Origin of the sequence: Anabaena sp. 90 (assembly GCF_000312705.1) — a bacterium.
GTDB lineage: Bacteria > Cyanobacteriota > Cyanobacteriia > Cyanobacteriales > Nostocaceae > Dolichospermum > Dolichospermum lemmermannii.
In genome coordinates, this window is sequence record NC_019427.1 from 1 (window position 1) to 16502 (window position 16502).

Below are 16502 nucleotides of genomic sequence, written 5' to 3' on the forward strand. Positions count from 1 at the left end.
ATGTATCTTTAGAGTAGTTCAGATTCCCGACTTCTTTTTTGGCTTGTAAATAAATTATGAATTGAAATCAGAAGTTGGGGATCTTATTGTATGTGATTACAAATTAGGAATTAGGAATTACGGATAAAGGTGGCGTTAATGGAAATTCCCATAGATGGTTTGTGGAATCATGTATTAGAGCGTTTACAGTTAGAGTTAGCTCCTCCTACCTTTGAAACTTGGATTAAGACAGCTAAAGCACAGCAGCTAGAAAACAACTGTTTGGTAATATATGCTCCTAATCCTTTTGCTCGCAATTGGCTGCAAAAATATTACATTCATACTATTGCTAATGTAGTCCAAGATATTGTGGGTTATCCCATCGAAATTTATATTACTGTAGTTGAAGATGAGGAAGTTTCTCATTTGGGTAAACAGGAACTAGGGGGGAAATTACCAGCAATAAATCATATTTTGGCAAATGCTCCGATAAATACGCAAAAGACTTCAGATTTAAATTCTAAATATGTTTTTCCGCGGTTTGTGGTCGGCGCTAACAATCGCATGGCTCATGCTGCTTCTTTAGCTGTAGCCGAATATCCGGGGAGGGAATTTAATCCGTTATTTTTATGTGGTGGTGTGGGTTTGGGGAAAACTCACTTAATGCAAGCTATTGGTAATTATCGCTGGGAAATCTGTCCTAATTCTAAGATATTTTATGTGTCTACGGAGCAGTTTACAAATGATTTAATTACTGCTATTCGTCAAGATAGTATGCAAACTTTCCGCGAACATTATCGGGCTGCTGATATGTTGTTAGTTGATGATATTCAATTTTTGGAGGGGAAGGAATATACTCAAGAGGAATTTTTTCATACTTTTAATACTTTACATGAGGCAGGTAAGCAAGTTGTAATTGCTTCAGATCGTCCTCCTAATCAAATTCCCAGTTTACAAGAACGGTTGTGTTCCCGGTTTTCTATGGGGCTAATTGCGGATATTCAAACCCCTGATTTAGAAACCAGAATGGCGATTTTGCAGAAAAAAGCTGAATATGAAAATATTCGTTTACCACGGGAGGTAGTTGAATATATTGCTTCTAATTGTACTTCTAATATCCGTGAGTTGGAAGGGGCATTAATTCGGGCTTTGGCTTATATTTCTATTTGGGGTTTACCTATGACTGTGGAAAATCTTGCTCCCATTCTCGGAACTCCTAGCCAGAAAATAGCCACAACTCCAGAGATAATCTTAAATATAGTCGCTGATGCTTTAAATGTTTCTATTGAGGACTTAAAAAGTAATTCCCGTCGTCGGGAAATTAGTTGGGCTAGACAAATCGGAATGTATTTAATGCGACAACTTACAAATTTGAGTTTACCCAAAATAGGGGAGGAGTTTGGTGGTAAAGATCATACGACGGTGATGTATAGTTGTGAAAAGATTACCCAGTTACAAGAAAGTGATCAGAGTTTAGTTCAAACTTTACACCAATTGAGCGATCGCATTCAAATGGCGACTCGTTCCCTAAAATAGAATTAATTTTCTGGATGTTTTCCACAACCAAGAAACTAATTTATCAAATTCAAATCTCTCTTATTCAGTCCGAATTTTAAGAAAAATATAATAAATGATTAATTTTTATTTAAAATTGCGGTAAAAATCCAATTTTTTACCGAAAAGCTGTGGAAAACTTTAATTTATTATTTATGAGTTTCATGGAGGATCATTATTTTGTAAAAATTGAGGATGGGTTTTCCACAGTTTTTCCACAGGGAAGCATCAATAATACTTATCTTTTTAGATCAGGAGCATTGACAAATGGACGAATTTATGGATGCGGCAATTTTGGAAGCTCAACAAGGTAGACAAGAAGGGGGAATTCCCATTGGTTCTGTGCTGGTTAAGGATGGTAAAATTGTCGGCCGCGGACACAATAAGCGCGTGCAAGACGGTGATCCTGTGACTCATGCGGAAATTGATTGCCTCCGCAATGCAGGGAGAATTGGTAACTACAGAGGTACAATACTTTACTCTACATTAATGCCTTGTTATTTGTGTGCTGGTGCTGTGGTGCAATTTGGCATTAAAAAAGTTATTGCTGGAGAATCAAAGACTTTTTCGGGTGCGAAGGAGTTTATGGTATCTCATGGTGTGGAAGTAGTGGATTTAAATTTAGATGAATGTGAACAAATGATGAGTGATTTTATTACGACTAACCCGGAACTTTGGGATGAAGATATTGGTTGCGATTCGTTGTTGGTTGAATAACGGTAATCAGTCTGTACATACAAGCATAATTCAAGTTAAAATAATAAATAGAGTTCAAGTTAAAAATATGACTCACATCACATCAAAAAAAGTGGTAAGAAGAGGAAGAATTTTTCCGGAATTGATTATAGCACCAGAAGAATTAGCTAGACGAGAAGCGGAAGATGAAATATTTTATCAACGTTGTCGGGCAATTTTTGAGCGTGTCCGTTCTGAATATATCGAAAGTCACTATGGTTGGTATATTGCCATAGAACCAAATAGTGGAGAATACTTTCTTGATCAGGATAGAATGCAATCTCATAAAAGAATGTTGGAAAAATATCCTCAAGCTAGACACTTCGTTTTTTGTTTGAATGAAACGGGGACAACTGGCACAATATGATAGAGGGTTACTTTGGAGAAAATGGGCAATTATTTTTTGAGATTGAATTAGTTACTAATGATGGCTTGAATCTTGCTGTAGATGCCCTATTCGATAGTGGTTTTGCAGGTTTTATGGCTATTAATACACAAGATTTAGATGGTTTAGAATGGTTGTATAGTGGGGAGGAAATGTTACGGACTGCTAAAGGTGAATCAAAATTTCAGATTTATTTAGGTCAAGTGATATTAGATGGAAAGCAGTATCAAATTCCTGTGAATGTGGGCAAAGGCATTAATGAGATTTTATTGGGTTCTGAGTGGTTAAAGTTGTTGCGTTTGGTGGTGGATTTTCCAGAGAATATTTTAACTTTGGGTTGAATATTTTTATTTCGCGCAAAGTCGCAAAGGAGCAGAGACGCAAAGAAAGAGAAGTGTTATAAAATATATATAGGTCAAATACCAGGATAAATTATGCCTACTCAAATTAATGCTCCTCCTGCTATTGATTATGCACCTCTGGAATTACAAGGGGAATTAATTGCTATGCAAGAATTAACAATTGAGGAATTATTAACTATTGCTCAAAGTCAAATTCCAGAAAGTCAGCAAGAATTACATTTTCAACTGTTAGAAAAAAATCAAAATAATCAATTAAGTGAATCTGATAGGTTATTGTTGAAATCGTTGCGGGTGAGTGCTGATTATTTAATGTTAAAAAAAGCTTATGCCTATGCACTTTTAAAGTGGCAAGGGTTTTCTCTTCCAGATTTTGAGCAATTAGTATAATACCAGTGTCATCTATTTCTAAATCTCTTCGTCAACAAGTTATTAATGAGGCTGGTTATAGATGTGAATATTGTCGCACTTCTAGCCGGTTAACAGGTATGCCTTTAGTTATGGATCATATTTTGCCTAGTTCATTGGGGGGAAATGATGAGCGAGAAAATTTAGCTGCTTGTTGTTATCGTTGTAATGAGTTTAAAGGAGCGAAAATAACAGCTAATGATCCTGTAAAGAATGAATCTATATCTTTGTTTAATCCTCGTCTACAAAGATGGTTAGATCATTTTCAATGGGCAAATGGTGGTACTCATATTATTGGGATAACTGCTATTGGCAGAGCGACAGTTTTAGCTTTACGATTAAATAATGAAGATGTTGTCCAAGCTAGGGCTATTTGGATTAGTTTAAGTTGGCATCCTCCTAATGATTAATGATGGGGATTTTTGGGGTTTTTGTGTCATGCAAAGACGCAAAGTTTTAATCTTGTGCAAAATCAGTAAATTGTCTGATATGAGGCGCTCTAAAAGCTAAAACTATATCGCTTTTTGGTACTCCTAATTCTACCAATTCATTAGCTACCCCTTCCTCAGTTAAATCTCTCTGAATCCAGATTTTTCCATCTTTAATATCTACATGAATCATTGTACCATAGGTTCTATTTTCACCTTCCCAACCTATATGAATTACTCAATAGCGATTTCTTTGAATATCAAATATTAACTCGATTTCTGTTCCTTCAGAGCAATGACCGTCTGTATGTGTTGCTAACACTTGTTGTACTAATTCAGGGTAATCTAATTTTTCCATAATATTGGGAACTGGTTTAATTTCTGCGATCGCTTTACCTGCTTCAATGATAATAATGCTTTCTCCTGCTGCTACTTGGTGAAGATAGCTAGTGAAGTTTTTCTGGATTTCATCAATGGTTACGGTTAGCATGAGATGATGATTTAGGAATGCTTCTAGTATAGCAATGATCAAGATTTTTTATTTTATGTAAAGACGCAAAAAATCTAAACCGATGCAAAACCTGTAAACTGTCTGACATAAGGTGATCTAAAACCTAAAACAATATCTGTTTTCGGAACACCTAACTCTACTAATTGATGAGGAATTCCTTCTTCCGTAAAATCCCTTTCAATCCAGATTTTACCATTTTTAATACTAATATGAATGGGAAACCAATAAATTCTTTTTTCATCCTTCCATCCTGTAACCAATAATAAATAAACATCCCTTTCTGTATCAAAAACAATTTCGAGATTTTCTGAATCTTCTACACATTCTTCCTGTGCATATTTTTGGATGAAATTTTTAACTATTTCTCGATAATTTAATGTTTCCATAAGACTATAAAGTTATGAAGCTATTTGATAAATTACAGGTTTATATCTTGGTTCGGGAATGGGTTTACCTTCTATTTCCGCAGCTTCTAACCAAGCAGTTTTAGCTTTGAGAACTTCTTGTAGTGCTTCTTCTTCAGTTAAACCAAATCCTGAACAATATTTTAAATCAGGAATATCAGCAATATAACCTTCATCTTCTTGACTGTAGAAAATATTAATGTGATAGTGTTTCATTATTCATTCTCCATAGTTAAGGAATATTTTTCAATCAAAATCAAAAATTGCCGAATTTGATAAGGAATAGCTTTACCATTGCGATTTTGTAAGTTAATAAGTTCAGGGATAGTTGGATGAGTAAAAATGTGATGACTACCGTTGATACGTGATAAGGAAAAACCAAAGGCTTCAACTAATGTCACCAAATCATCGAATTGAAGATTTTTAGATCCTGAAAGAACTTTCTCCAGTAATTTACGTTTTTTCGACATTACTTTATTTTATCATTGTTTTATATTAACTTCTATCCTACTTTCATTATTCTTTACCCAGTAATAATTCGTAGGTTGGTTTAAGCAAAGCGCAACCAAACGCAATAATCTTATAAAGATGTTGGTTTTTGTCATGTCAACCTACATCTACTCTTTATCCACTTTTTTCGGATGCTATGTGTCTGTGTAGATGTGAATTATATTCGCCTAGTTATAAAGACTTTTTGTTAAATTTTATTAACAACCGATAATTTAAGGACTTATGTTATAATCTATTTTGTATAAAATCATCCGTGTCTTTCAATAAAACATAATCTTGATTACATAAATAATGAAATCTATTGTTAAACAATTAAGTCTATTTGAATTAGAATTGACAAAAACAAATCCTGAAACAATAGTATTACCAAAAGGCTATAAAGGATTAGCTGCTTTTCATAAATATTGGGGTAAAAAACCAATTGAATGTTTAGCATTTTTAATTGAAAACTTAACAGAAAAAGGTGATATTGTTTTAGATCCATTTTTAGGATCAGGTTTAGTTGCTCGTGAAGCAGTAATTAGGGAAAGACGATTCATAGGTATTGACATTAATCCTGTAGCTGTAGAATTATCGAATTTATTAGTAAATTTACCAAATCCAGATATTTTAAAAAAAGCCCTTGATGAATTAGAAATAAGTGTTAAATCAGAAATATATAAAACTTACTTACTAGAAGATGGAAAATTTGCAACTCACTATTTATGGCATGAAAATGAACTAAATTCAGTTTGGCATTTATCGCCAAGAAGAAATGAAAGTGATAAAAGGATACCAACTAATTATGACTATCAAGCATTTAAACAATTTGAGGGATACGAACCTAAAATACCTCGACCAATTAAGTTATTTCAAAATAGCCGTATAAATACAAATGATACTTTAACACTAAAAGATTTATTTACTGGTCGTGCATTACATAATATAGATTTGTTACTTAATGCAATTCACAAACAACCAGATTCTATCAAATCTGCATTATTGCTATCATTAACTGCTGCTTCTGGTCAAATGTCTAAGATGGTTTTTGCAATTACAGGAAGAGGTAAAACAAAATCTGAACCAACAAATAAAATAGAAGTTGGTAGTTGGGTGATAGGATATTGGCGACCAACACTACATTTTGAAATTAATGTGTGGAATTGTTTTATTAAACGTGCCAATAGTTTACTAAAATCTATTCAAGAAGATGAATTTAAAAAAGGTTATTGTGTATCTAAAAAATTAACAGATGTTATTAACAATAAAGCAGATGTAGCAATTTTTCAAGGTGATAATCGAAAAGTTCTTAATAATTGCCCTGATGAAACTATTTCTTTGATATTAACTGATCCGCCACATAGTGATAGGATTCCATACTTAGAATTGAGTGAAATGTGGAATTGTTTAATAGATAAAGAGCCGGATTTTTCTCAAGAAATTGTAGTTTCTAATGCTCGTAGTCGAGGGAAGAATAAAAACAATTATGTGAATGAAATGACGGAATTTATGCAAACTGCTACTCGTATCCTGAAACCTGGTGGAATATTAGCTCTATTTTTCAATGCGAGAGATGCTGATAGTTGGCAGTTTTTAAAAGAGGTAATACCATCTGATAATCAATTACAATTTCGTGGATTATTTCCTATGAATTATTCAGCTAATTCAGTAATTCAAGATAGCAGAAAGGGAGGTTTAAAAAATGATTTCGTTTTAATCTATCAAAAACCTGGAAATGAAGATAATATAAAATTGATGTTGTTAGAAAAATTACCTAACTGGTCTAAAGAAATACCTGATATTCACTCAAAATAATCTGAAATCTGAAAAAAAAAATGAGTTATACGTTTTCTCAACTTTCTCGGCTTTATGATGAAAATAAATTTTTTGAATTAACATCATCTCCTGAAGGATTATATTTTTTAAAATTACGTTCTTTGGCTCGAAAAGATTATTACTTGCATTTATTTCAAAAAGCACAAATATCTTCAGATAATTTAGGAGTAAAGCAGTACCTTGAAACACTTTTTAAGTCTAATATTTCTTTAGAAACTATTCATGATTCTATTAATCAAATATATGAAATACAAAGAGAAGAACGTCGCATACATGAGCAAGATTTACTAGCAGAATTATATAAACTAAGAGTTTTTGACTGGGGTGGTATCCATCAAAATGATATTAATAAGTATCTAGTTGATAACTACATAAAAAAGATTACTAATTATGATAATTTAATAGAAAAAGTAAAAAATGAAATTTTACATAGTTTAAAAGGTTTTGTTCTGTGTTCTTGGTATAATAATTGGACATCAATTATTATTGAGGATATTTTTAAAGACCATGAGCGTGTTTTACCAACTGTGGGGCTAATTAAACAAGTTGATTTTTTTATTGATGATATACCTTTTGATCTCAAGGTAACTTATTTTCCAAAAGGTTTTATGGAAAATGAGAGAAGGAACAGAAAACTAACAATTAAGGAATTATCAGAGTTAAAGAAGACAGCCAAAATATTTAATCTTCCTTTTGATCAAAATCGTCCTGATGATGAACTATTGATTGATTTGATTACAGCTTTTGCTGAAAGTTCCCAGCAGGATGTAAAAGATTTTTATGATAATTTTGTGAAAATTAGAAGAGATATTATCAATAACACATTAAAACAACCACGTGAACTTTTGCGCTGGTTGTATGAAAATCAAGGTTCTCAAAGATTTGATGCAAGTAATAGGTTATTTTTGGTTCTTGTGGATACTAATTCTTTAGAAGATAGTTGGAAGCTAAAAAGAGATTATACTTTGTTAAAAAATAAAATTGATGAATATCTAAATACACGCTCTTTTAATAAGGATAAACTGTTATTAAATTGGTCTTTCAATAACAATCAATACCAAAGCTATGCTGATGTTTTATTTGTACTAAAGTAACACCAATAAATTATAAAAAAAGGGATAAGCAAAACGCCTATCCCCAAAAAATCAACTAATTAATGACTTACGTTCCAGACTGCCAAGAATTGGTATAGTCAATTTGCTCGGCTGTCAAACTATCAATGAAAATGCCCATAGCTTGCAACTTCAAACGAGCAATTTCTTCATCCACATCTCTAGGAATAGAATGCAAACCAGCAGCTAAACTACCCTTATTCTTCACCAGGTATTCAACAGCCAAAGCTTGGTTAGCAAAACTCATATCCATAACTGCGCTGGGGTGTCCTTCAGCCGCAGCCAAATTAATCAAACGTCCTTGTCCGAGGACAACTACGGATTTACCATTTGTCAATTTATACTCTTCTGTGAAAGGACGGACATCCTTGATTTCCTTAGCATTAGCGGCTAAGTATTTCAAATCAAGTTCCAAATCAAAGTGACCAGAGTTACAAACGATCGCACCGTCTTTCATCACATCGAAGTGTTCACCGCGAACGACGTGCTTGTTACCAGTCACAGTAATGAAGATATCACCGTGAGGTGCTGCTTCCGCCATTGGTAGCACACGGAAACCGTCCATAACGGCTTCAATTGCCTTGATGTGGTCAATTTCGGTGACGATGACGTTTGCACCCATGCCACGGGCGCGGAGGGCTGTACCCTTACCACACCAGCCATAACCGACAACGACAACAGTTTTACCAGCTAACAAAATATTTGTAGCGCGGATAATCCCATCTAAGGTAGATTGACCAGTACCATAGCGGTTATCAAAGAAGTGCTTGGTGTCTGCGTCGTTGACGTTCATCGCAGGGAATGTAAGAACGCCTTCGTTAAACATGGCGCGTAACCGCACGATACCTGTAGTGGTTTCTTCGGTGCTACCAATTAAATCAGCGATTTGGTTTTGACGATGTTGAACCAATTCTGCTACCACGTCGCTACCGTCATCAACAATGATGTTGGGGCGGTGATCTAAAGCTATTTGGACGTGACGGCTATAGGTAGCGGCATCTTCGCCTTTTTGAGCAAATACGGAAATTTCATGATCAGCTACAAGACTTGCAGCTACGTCATCTTGAGTTGATAAGGGGTTACTCGCAATTAAAACTGCATCAGCACCACCGGCTTTAAGAGCGATCGCTAAATGTGCTGTTTCTGTGGTAACGTGGGCGCAAGCTGAAATACGCAATCCAGCAAAGGGCTTTTCTTTCTCGAAGCGATCGCGGATTTGCTTCAATACGGGCATTTCTCTGCCAGCCCATTCAATGCGTTGTCTTCCCAAGGGAGCTAGGCCGAGGTCTTTAACCTCGTGCTTTAATCTGGGAGTGGTTGCAATCATGAAAATTATCCTTTAAAAAAATGAAACAGGTTTATAAGCCTTTACGTACTTTAACAAGGTTTTCTCATTACTAGCCATATTTTCTGAGAATTAGTAATCAGCTATTCAAAAAGTCCTGTGAACTAGCTTCACCTCTGATATGAGCCGTGTTAACACTAGATCGGGCTTTTTCTTTTTTCATCATTCTCTGGTAAGAATATAGCAACGACTTAGGACATAGGCGACAGGATATTAATTATTCCCCTATTCCCATTGGTGTCAACTTCAGGTAAAACCGATAACCCAACTGGGAATTAATTCCCAGTCTGATAGCAAAAGTCATCTCAAGATGACTAAAGAAACCAAAAATTACTTAGTAAACTTTAGTTTACTTTAGCTATTAGCCCGGAACTTAAGTTCCGGACGGGTGTGGAAGCCTTCAATCACACAAGGAGGTGTTTTAGTGATACTTCGATTTTTAGCGGTAGCAGGGACAATGGTAATTACCATCGGTTCTGTCACCAAAGCCACAGCCCAGTTTTCTCCTTTACCTTTTCTGCCCACTCCCAGTAGTTCAAGCAATAAGGTAGATGATAAGATGGTATCTGGCTGGATTAATTTAGATGGTCGTCCTTTATTTAGCATCACTGCCTCAAAAACCAAATTTCCCGAACGTTTTCAAAACATTCAACAGAATTTACAGGATATCACCCATAATTATTTACAGGCATCTGCAACAGAAGTTAAAGTGCAGAATCGCACAGTTAAAGGATTACCGACGATTTTTGTTAATGACCAATACCTGATGACCATTACCTACGAAGATGTTGGACAGGCAAACCCGTTAACATTAGCAAATCAAATTAGTGATGACTTAAAACAACACCTGCAACAAGCCAAGCAAGAACGACAAACTCGGTTTTTAATTCAGCAAGGTGAAATTGCTGCTGTGGGGACACTGGCAATGATCATCATCAGTTGGGGTGTCAGGCGTTGGCAAAAGCGTTTAAGCAAGAATGCAGCCGATTCTATCCCGGCTATTTCCAAAGATACTGCACCAATTACCAAACTATTAAATCAACAACAACAGCAGCATCTTCAAGAAGTCAAAACTAGACTTTTTCAAATAGCACAAGCAGGGATTTGGGGCAGTGGTAGTTTAATTATTTTAGGACTATTTCCCTACACACGCGCCTTCCAAATTGGGATTCTCACCATTGCCCAAATTCCCATTAAATTAACTATTGTCGCGGTGGGAACTTATGTAGCTGTGCGGTTTACCTATGCCTTAATAGATCATTTTACCTCAACCATAGTGAGTGGTGGGGCTTTATTAACTCCAGAAACATCCGAACGTTTGCAGTTGAGAATATCCACATTTTCCGGCGTAACTAAAAGTATCACTACGATTATTTTTGTGGGTGCAGGTAGCTTACTAGCTTTGATATCTTTGGGGATAGATATCGTTCCGCTGTTAGCTGGTGCTGGTTTAGTCGGTGTGGCTATATCCCTCGCTTCCCAAAACTTAATCAAAGACGCAATTAACGGCTTTCTGATTATTTTTGAAGACCAATATGCCCTGGGTGATATGATTACTGTGGGTACTGTGGGCGGTTTGGTGGAAAAGTTGAATCTGCGAATGACTCAAGTTCGAGATTCGGAAGGACGCTTAATTACTATCCCCAATAGTGAGGTGAAGATTGTGGCTAATCTTTCTAGTCGTTGGTCACGGGCTGATTTAAGTATTCCGGTTTCTTATCAAGCGGATGTAGATGAGGCTTTGAAGTTAATTAAAGATGTGGGTTTGGAGATGAGTCAAGATCCCGCATGGAAACATCAAATTCTGGAAAAGCCAAATGTTTTGGGTGTTGAGCATTTTAGCGATCGCGGTGTGATGATTCGTGTCTGGATCAAAACCCAACCGCTTAAACAATGGAATGTAGCGCGAGAATATCGTCGTCGCCTAAAAATCACCTTAGACGCAGCCGGAATTTATATTCCCGTACCGCAACAAGCAAATTGGATTAATGAGGTGCAGTTATTGAGTTCTCAGGACTGAGTTTTCATTAAGTTCTTTTAGTCACATTACCTTCTTTCATCTCCATCAAGAAAATCGTAGAGGCGTTTTATGGAACGTCTTTGCGTTTTTGTATATTTCTATGTAAAGTAGCTTTTCTTATTAAAGGCAATTTTTGATGATTCTCTTGCCATATTAGTAAATTTGTACTATACTATGGAAATAGTCTTCAAACCTGGAAAGACTTATGGAATAAGGATTTTAAGGACTACACCTATGATGAAGCATTATATTCTCAATCTTAACCCAACTGCCAAACATGAATGGGATCGTTGTATTATCCGTGATCCTTTAACCGCAAAACGTCCAGATATAGCTAAAATAATTTCTGAAGCCGTAGGTGCAGATACAGGTAGTTATTTAGTCAGTGTAAATATTGAAGTCACGGTATTACAGGAAGCGCCAATACCATCACCAGAACAGCTTTCTCTACCGTTTCCAGAAGTGTCTGTACCCACCCCATTGAGAGAAGCAGCGTAGATATCTCCGACTTCTTCGAGAAGTCGGGGATCTGGAATTCAATCATAAGTTACAATAAAACTATCAAATTTGACTGTAAAGCCATGTCTGAATCAGTTCAATATATCACTAACGCACAGGGAGAAAAGGTTGGAGTGCTGTTAAATTTAGAAACCTATCAACAACTAACTAACTTATCTGTAGATTCTGAATTATTGATTGGTTTAAGTATAGATGAGTTACAAGCTTTAGCAGAAAGTTCTTTATTTCCTAAAACTCAGACGCAATTACAGGAGTTATTAATTAAAAATTCTCAAAATCAATTATCAAAGGTTGAAACTGAAACTTTAGATAAATTATTAGCACAAGTTGACCAATTAAATATTATTAAAACTAGAGCTAGATACACATTAAATATTTTATAAAATCAGCAGCAAGTAGCATGAGTGTTTATATTTCTGCTTTTAGATCCCCGACTTCTTAAAGAAGTCGGGGATCTGGGATTTGTGGTATTTACCCTTCTATAATTTTAATCTCTTCTGCTGTTAGTTCGTAAAGTTGATAAACTAGCTGATCTATTTCTGTTTCAATATTTTTAACATCTTTACCTTTAGCAGCAAGACATTTTTGTATAAGGTTTTCTATAGCTTTACGCTGTGATTCCGTAGCAGGGGGAATAGGGAAATCTTTCATGAATATCGAGCTTGGTTCATAGAAATCACCCTGTAATTTTGAGAGTAGATGATGAAATAAGAACGTCACTACACTAGAGTTAAGAATTGCTAGTAAAACTTTATCATTTGTAGGAATAATAAATGCTTTTTGATTGGCGTAATAGCCTGATTCATCCCATGCAAATTCATTACGCTTACAGATATTTGGATAAATAATCTTAGGTTGCTCAAATTCTTGCCAGTAAGCAATATTATCCTGGATTTCATACCATTTATAAGTACCTGCTTTTCTACCAGTACCAGGTGTAAGCTGTTTTTTGTATTGGCTTAAATAATTCTCAATTGCTGGATATTTTTGAATATCAATTCCTCTTCTGGTGAAAATTAGCCATAAATCTTGATACTCAACACACCATCTTTTAACATCACGGCCACGCAACAAAGGCTTGATAACTTCAGCAGAAGAAGGATGTTCAACAATTAGTCTATCTCGTGTTTCTCTATCTACAACGAAAGCCTCATTAAAACCTGTCAAAATACCACGATAAAATTTACCATTAACATACTCTCCTAATGCTGTCCCAGAATTTTGCAATTTCGTTAATAAGTTTAAGATTTGAGAAGATTCTAACCGCCAACCATCAGATTTTAAATTTCCCTGCAAAATTATCAAACTATCCTCTTTTAATACAGTCACAAATTCGGCAATATTTTGTTTTTTTATTGCATTCCATGACAAAGCCTGTATTTGGTTTACGTCTGATTTAACCTTGCTTAATATGATAATACTAGGATAAGCAATCGCTTCTTCAAAAACTGGGAAATCACCAAAATCAATTAGATTGTAAATGGTTGTTGAATTTGTTAAAAAGTGACGTAATTTTTCACCATAACCTGCTCGAAAATATTTATTAGAAGAGATATAAGTTAAATGACCTTTCGATTTTAATAACTTTAAACCTATTTCATAGAAATAAACAAATATATCAGCAGTTCCTGTATAGCATTGATAATTCTGCTGCAAAATTGGCTTCAATTCCTTAATTTCTTCTTGTCTGATATAAGGAGGATTACCAATTACGACATCAAAACCGACAAAAACACCCTCATTATTCAAAACTTCAGGAAACTCAAAACGCCATTCTAGAGCATTTTCATATATTTTACCACCTTCTATATCCTCAATCTCAACCCGTAACTTATCAATCTCATTATTTAACTTAGCGATTTTTTTCTCCCGCGTCTTTTTCTCAGCTTTCGTCTCCTCAAATAACAAAATTTGATTCTCTAAATTAAAAAGTTCACCCTCTAACTTTCTGAACTTAGTTTTATTTGGATCACTTGCTTGTAATGTTGTTTTAAAATTACCTTTAATATCATTAATCAATCTTTCCATTTCCCGCTTTTGCTCTTTATTTTCAGCATTGCGGTAAGTTTGAACAGCATTTCTATAAGTTTCCATACTGCATTTATTTCTATTTAAAGCAGTTCGCAAATCAGCATCTAAAGAAAACCGACTAATTAAAGAATTACCACATTTAATATTAATATCAATATTGGGTAAAGTCTCCAATTCTCCTATATTCCCCTCTCCTCCCAGGAGAGGGGTTAGGGGTGAGGTCTTATAATAAGCATTTTTTAAAAGTTCAATCCATAACCGCAACCGACATATTTTCACAGAGTTGGGATTTATATCCACACCAAATAAACAGTTTTCAATAATCGTTTGTTTTTCATGAAATAGAGTTTCTTGAACTCGTTGACTTTCCTTGCTTTTAGGATTGTAATCAAATAATAACTTTTCATCATCAATCACAATCAATTCATCATTGACAACTTCAATATCATACTCTTTTAATCTTTTACCTTCCCTATCAAGTAAAATCTTCAATTCGCTTTTAATCGCAATAATTTCATTCAAAGCCGAAACTAAAAAATGTCCTGAACCCACAGCAGGATCACATATTTTCAAACTATTGATAATTCTATTAGCTTCTTTTTTATCTTCTATCTTTTCATATAAATCATCAATATTTTCACAATTCCAACCTTTAACTTCATTAAACTTCTGTATAACTGCTTTTCTAATTGTTTCCCGACACATATACATAGTAATAAAACCGGGAGTAAAGAAAGAACCATCTTTATAACCGTTAATTTTCTCAAAAATCAAACCCAGTACAGACGCATTAATTAACCTTTTATTCTCTTCTTGAATTTCTTCCCCGCTTTCACTACTAAAATCATAAGCATTGAGAAATTCAAAGAGATATTCTAAAGCATTAATTTCACCAATGCGTTTTTTTCCGTTGTTGTCTTTTAAGACAGTCGCGGGAAAAATTTCTAGTTTCTCATTTCTAAGATTCTGAATAAAAATACTTGGACTTGATTGTTCAATATCTGTATGTTCAAATAAAGAACTATTTAAATAAGGAACATGAGAAAATATCTTTTTTACAGTTTCGTTTCTTTCGTTTTGTTTGCGAGCTAATACGCTGAAGAAAAGACTGTTAAGATCATGATAATTTTGGACTTTCTCTAAATTCAAGAATCCGAAAGACAGATCATTTTTATGATATTTGATTAATTGCGCTTCTAATAGTTTCAGAAACAGGATTCTATTTACCCAAGTAATTGCTAATGCTAAACCAACGTTGAAAAGTTGTTCTTGATAAGTTTCTCCAAATCGTTCTGGCTTTTCTATGCGAGAAATTTTATCTAAACTATCAAGTTGGACAATTGCATTTTCAATTAGTGAACCTGGATTTCTCTCATTTTCCTTTTTGCGTTGAATGAGTTTTTTACCACCTTCCTTAGTTTCAGTTAACCCGATAATATGTAATAATTCGCTGTAAAATCCTTTATCAAGAGTATTACTATCATTAGCAAAAGGTAATTTTAATAAATGTGATGGTGAAAACAACTTAAACAGTGGGATTAATTTATGATCATCGGGATTTTCACCAGGTTGTAAATATTCCTGACATTCTCGAATATCAAAATATGTAAAAGGAATTTGTTCTTGAATTTCTGCAATAGCAGGTTGAGCAATTTCCTTATAAAAGAAATCCGTTTTTTTACTTGTTAATCTTCCCTCTGCAAAATCTGTAAATTGCTTAACCAAGGTTTTATTTTCAATAAATGCTTTATCAAAACTATTTGCATCAAAAATAAACCATTCATAAATATTAGTAACTATTAAATATTTAACTTCTATATTTTTCTCTATCAGACGTTCCCGCAGAAAATATAAAACCAATTCTTGAAAAGCTTTAGTATTCAAATTATCAACTTTCAGCATTTCACCTTTATTGGTAGGTTTTTTAGCTTCCAGAATTACACCAACACTACTTTTAGCATCTTTACCATTATGAATAACAAAATCATTGCGTCCCTTAGTATTAATGAAATGATTTGTGCTATAATATGTGTTCTTTAAAAAATCACCAATCAGATTTTTATGAAACTCTTCAGATTCAACTTCATTAATTTCCTCAATGAGACTTTGCAGATTCTTTTTAAAATGCTCAATATCATTTCTATTGGGTTTAACCTTGAGAAAGGCTTTATTTAATGATTCTCTGGGTTGCATTTTATGTAAATTCATTTTTCTTAAATGTTTATATTGTAGGTTGGGTTGACGCAAGGAAACTGTCTGATAGCGAAGCGTGGCGCAAGCCATATCAGGATGTCCACCGATTAAAGGATGAGCAGGATAAAAATAGGAATTTTAAGTAATTATTTTTCAAACAACCTCTAATGTACCAATATTTCTTCTCTCCGTGT

Annotated in this window: 18 protein-coding genes; 11 read left to right on the plus strand and 7 right to left on the minus strand. The window is 34.4% G+C overall.

Going from position 1 to position 16502, the window contains the following annotated elements; genetic code table 11:
* Positions 1–138 precede the first annotated feature (138 nt).
* The 6 genes from dnaA (at position 139) to ANA_RS00030 (ending at position 3830) form a co-directional block, all read left to right on the plus strand.
* Entirely contained in the window at positions 139–1515 is a 1377-nt protein-coding gene (gene dnaA, locus ANA_RS00005) for a chromosomal replication initiator protein DnaA (protein WP_015077981.1), read from the plus strand.
* Between the two features lie 285 nt (positions 1516–1800).
* Positions 1801–2250, plus strand: coding sequence for a nucleoside deaminase (locus ANA_RS00010; RefSeq protein WP_015077982.1), 450 nt, complete (start codon positions 1801–1803; stop codon positions 2248–2250).
* 67 nt (positions 2251–2317) lie between these two features.
* Positions 2318–2635, plus strand: a complete 318-nt coding sequence (locus ANA_RS00015; protein ID WP_015077983.1) for a hypothetical protein — start codon at positions 2318–2320, stop codon at positions 2633–2635.
* Entirely contained in the window at positions 2632–2994 is a 363-nt protein-coding gene (locus tag ANA_RS00020) for a hypothetical protein (protein WP_015077984.1), read from the plus strand. Before ANA_RS00015 ends, ANA_RS00020 begins: the two co-directional genes overlap by 4 nt.
* A 93-nt stretch (positions 2995–3087) precedes the next feature.
* Positions 3088–3402, plus strand: coding sequence for a hypothetical protein (locus ANA_RS00025; protein WP_015077985.1), 315 nt, complete (start codon positions 3088–3090; stop codon positions 3400–3402).
* A gap of 5 nt (positions 3403–3407) precedes the next feature.
* Positions 3408–3830 (plus strand): HNH endonuclease, encoded by a 423-nt coding sequence (locus tag ANA_RS00030; RefSeq protein ID WP_015077986.1) that lies wholly within the window; start codon positions 3408–3410, stop codon positions 3828–3830.
* A 46-nt stretch (positions 3831–3876) separates the two neighbouring features.
* Here ANA_RS00030 and ANA_RS28420 read toward each other — a convergent pair whose 3' ends face one another.
* From ANA_RS28420 to ANA_RS00055, 5 genes are read right to left on the minus strand one after another with little or no spacing between them, the layout of a single operon-like run.
* On the minus strand, positions 3877–4083 hold the full coding sequence (locus tag ANA_RS28420) for a XisI protein (protein WP_371260416.1): 207 nt from the start codon (positions 4081–4083) through the stop codon (positions 3877–3879).
* A 3-nt stretch (positions 4084–4086) separates the two neighbouring features.
* Positions 4087–4380, minus strand: coding sequence for a hypothetical protein (locus ANA_RS28425; RefSeq protein WP_371260365.1), 294 nt, complete (start codon positions 4378–4380; stop codon positions 4087–4089).
* Positions 4381–4412: 32 nt separating this feature from the next.
* Positions 4413–4745: a XisI protein gene (locus ANA_RS00045; protein WP_015077987.1), complete on the minus strand. Its 333-nt coding sequence runs from the start codon at positions 4743–4745 to the stop codon at positions 4413–4415.
* Between the two features lie 12 nt (positions 4746–4757).
* On the minus strand, positions 4758–4979 hold the full coding sequence (locus ANA_RS00050) for a type II toxin-antitoxin system HicB family antitoxin (protein ID WP_015077988.1): 222 nt from the start codon (positions 4977–4979) through the stop codon (positions 4758–4760).
* Entirely contained in the window at positions 4979–5233 is a 255-nt protein-coding gene (locus ANA_RS00055) for a type II toxin-antitoxin system HicA family toxin (protein WP_015077989.1), read from the minus strand. The genes ANA_RS00050 and ANA_RS00055 overlap by 1 nt, the downstream gene beginning before the upstream one ends.
* A 331-nt stretch (positions 5234–5564) precedes the next feature.
* Between ANA_RS00055 and ANA_RS00060 the strand changes: the two genes are divergently transcribed.
* Positions 5565–7067: a DNA methyltransferase gene (locus tag ANA_RS00060; RefSeq protein ID WP_015077990.1), complete on the plus strand. Its 1503-nt coding sequence runs from the start codon at positions 5565–5567 to the stop codon at positions 7065–7067.
* Between the two features lie 20 nt (positions 7068–7087).
* Positions 7088–8182 (plus strand): hypothetical protein, encoded by a 1095-nt coding sequence (locus ANA_RS00065; RefSeq protein WP_015077991.1) that lies wholly within the window; start codon positions 7088–7090, stop codon positions 8180–8182.
* Positions 8183–8249: 67 nt separating this feature from the next.
* Here ANA_RS00065 and ahcY read toward each other — a convergent pair whose 3' ends face one another.
* Positions 8250–9527: an adenosylhomocysteinase gene (ahcY, locus tag ANA_RS00070; protein WP_015077992.1), complete on the minus strand. Its 1278-nt coding sequence runs from the start codon at positions 9525–9527 to the stop codon at positions 8250–8252.
* 442 nt (positions 9528–9969) lie between these two features.
* Here ahcY and ANA_RS00075 point away from each other — a divergent pair, with 442 nt between their 5' ends.
* The 3 genes from ANA_RS00075 (at position 9970) to ANA_RS00085 (ending at position 12467) form a co-directional block, all read left to right on the plus strand.
* Positions 9970–11565, plus strand: a complete 1596-nt coding sequence (locus ANA_RS00075) for a mechanosensitive ion channel family protein (RefSeq protein ID WP_041458156.1) — start codon at positions 9970–9972, stop codon at positions 11563–11565.
* Between the two features lie 234 nt (positions 11566–11799).
* Positions 11800–12063 carry a hypothetical protein gene (locus tag ANA_RS00080; protein ID WP_041457470.1) on the plus strand — a complete coding sequence of 88 codons (264 nt, stop codon included), beginning with the start codon at positions 11800–11802 and terminating at the stop codon, positions 12061–12063.
* Positions 12064–12146: 83 nt separating this feature from the next.
* Positions 12147–12467: a hypothetical protein gene (locus ANA_RS00085; protein ID WP_015077995.1), complete on the plus strand. Its 321-nt coding sequence runs from the start codon at positions 12147–12149 to the stop codon at positions 12465–12467.
* Between the two features lie 88 nt (positions 12468–12555).
* Here ANA_RS00085 and ANA_RS00090 read toward each other — a convergent pair whose 3' ends face one another.
* Complete coding sequence (locus ANA_RS00090; RefSeq protein ID WP_041458157.1) at positions 12556–16323, minus strand: class I SAM-dependent DNA methyltransferase; 3768 nt, start codon at positions 16321–16323, stop codon at positions 12556–12558.
* Positions 16324–16502 lie beyond the last annotated feature (179 nt).

What these genes read in the sequence shown, in the direction of transcription:
- ANA_RS00085 (WP_015077995.1), top strand. Translation starts at nt 12,147, where the DNA reads ATGTCTGAATCAGTTCAATATATCACTAACGCACAGGGAGAAAAGGTT.
- ANA_RS00055 (WP_015077989.1), bottom strand. Translation starts at nt 5,233, where the DNA reads ATGTCGAAAAAACGTAAATTACTGGAGAAAGTTCTTTCAGGATCTAAA.
- ANA_RS00045 (WP_015077987.1), bottom strand. Translation starts at nt 4,745, where the DNA reads ATGGAAACATTAAATTATCGAGAAATAGTTAAAAATTTCATCCAAAAA.
- ANA_RS00010 (WP_015077982.1), top strand. Translation starts at nt 1,801, where the DNA reads ATGGACGAATTTATGGATGCGGCAATTTTGGAAGCTCAACAAGGTAGA.
- ANA_RS00090 (WP_041458157.1), bottom strand. Translation starts at nt 16,323, where the DNA reads ATGAATTTACATAAAATGCAACCCAGAGAATCATTAAATAAAGCCTTT.
- ANA_RS00065 (WP_015077991.1), top strand. Translation starts at nt 7,088, where the DNA reads ATGAGTTATACGTTTTCTCAACTTTCTCGGCTTTATGATGAAAATAAA.
- ANA_RS00020 (WP_015077984.1), top strand. Translation starts at nt 2,632, where the DNA reads ATGATAGAGGGTTACTTTGGAGAAAATGGGCAATTATTTTTTGAGATT.
- ANA_RS00050 (WP_015077988.1), bottom strand. Translation starts at nt 4,979, where the DNA reads ATGAAACACTATCACATTAATATTTTCTACAGTCAAGAAGATGAAGGT.
- ahcY (WP_015077992.1), bottom strand. Translation starts at nt 9,527, where the DNA reads ATGATTGCAACCACTCCCAGATTAAAGCACGAGGTTAAAGACCTCGGC.
- ANA_RS00080 (WP_041457470.1), top strand. Translation starts at nt 11,800, where the DNA reads ATGATGAAGCATTATATTCTCAATCTTAACCCAACTGCCAAACATGAA.
- ANA_RS00025 (WP_015077985.1), top strand. Translation starts at nt 3,088, where the DNA reads ATGCCTACTCAAATTAATGCTCCTCCTGCTATTGATTATGCACCTCTG.
- ANA_RS00015 (WP_015077983.1), top strand. Translation starts at nt 2,318, where the DNA reads ATGACTCACATCACATCAAAAAAAGTGGTAAGAAGAGGAAGAATTTTT.
- ANA_RS00060 (WP_015077990.1), top strand. Translation starts at nt 5,565, where the DNA reads ATGAAATCTATTGTTAAACAATTAAGTCTATTTGAATTAGAATTGACA.
- dnaA (WP_015077981.1), top strand. Translation starts at nt 139, where the DNA reads ATGGAAATTCCCATAGATGGTTTGTGGAATCATGTATTAGAGCGTTTA.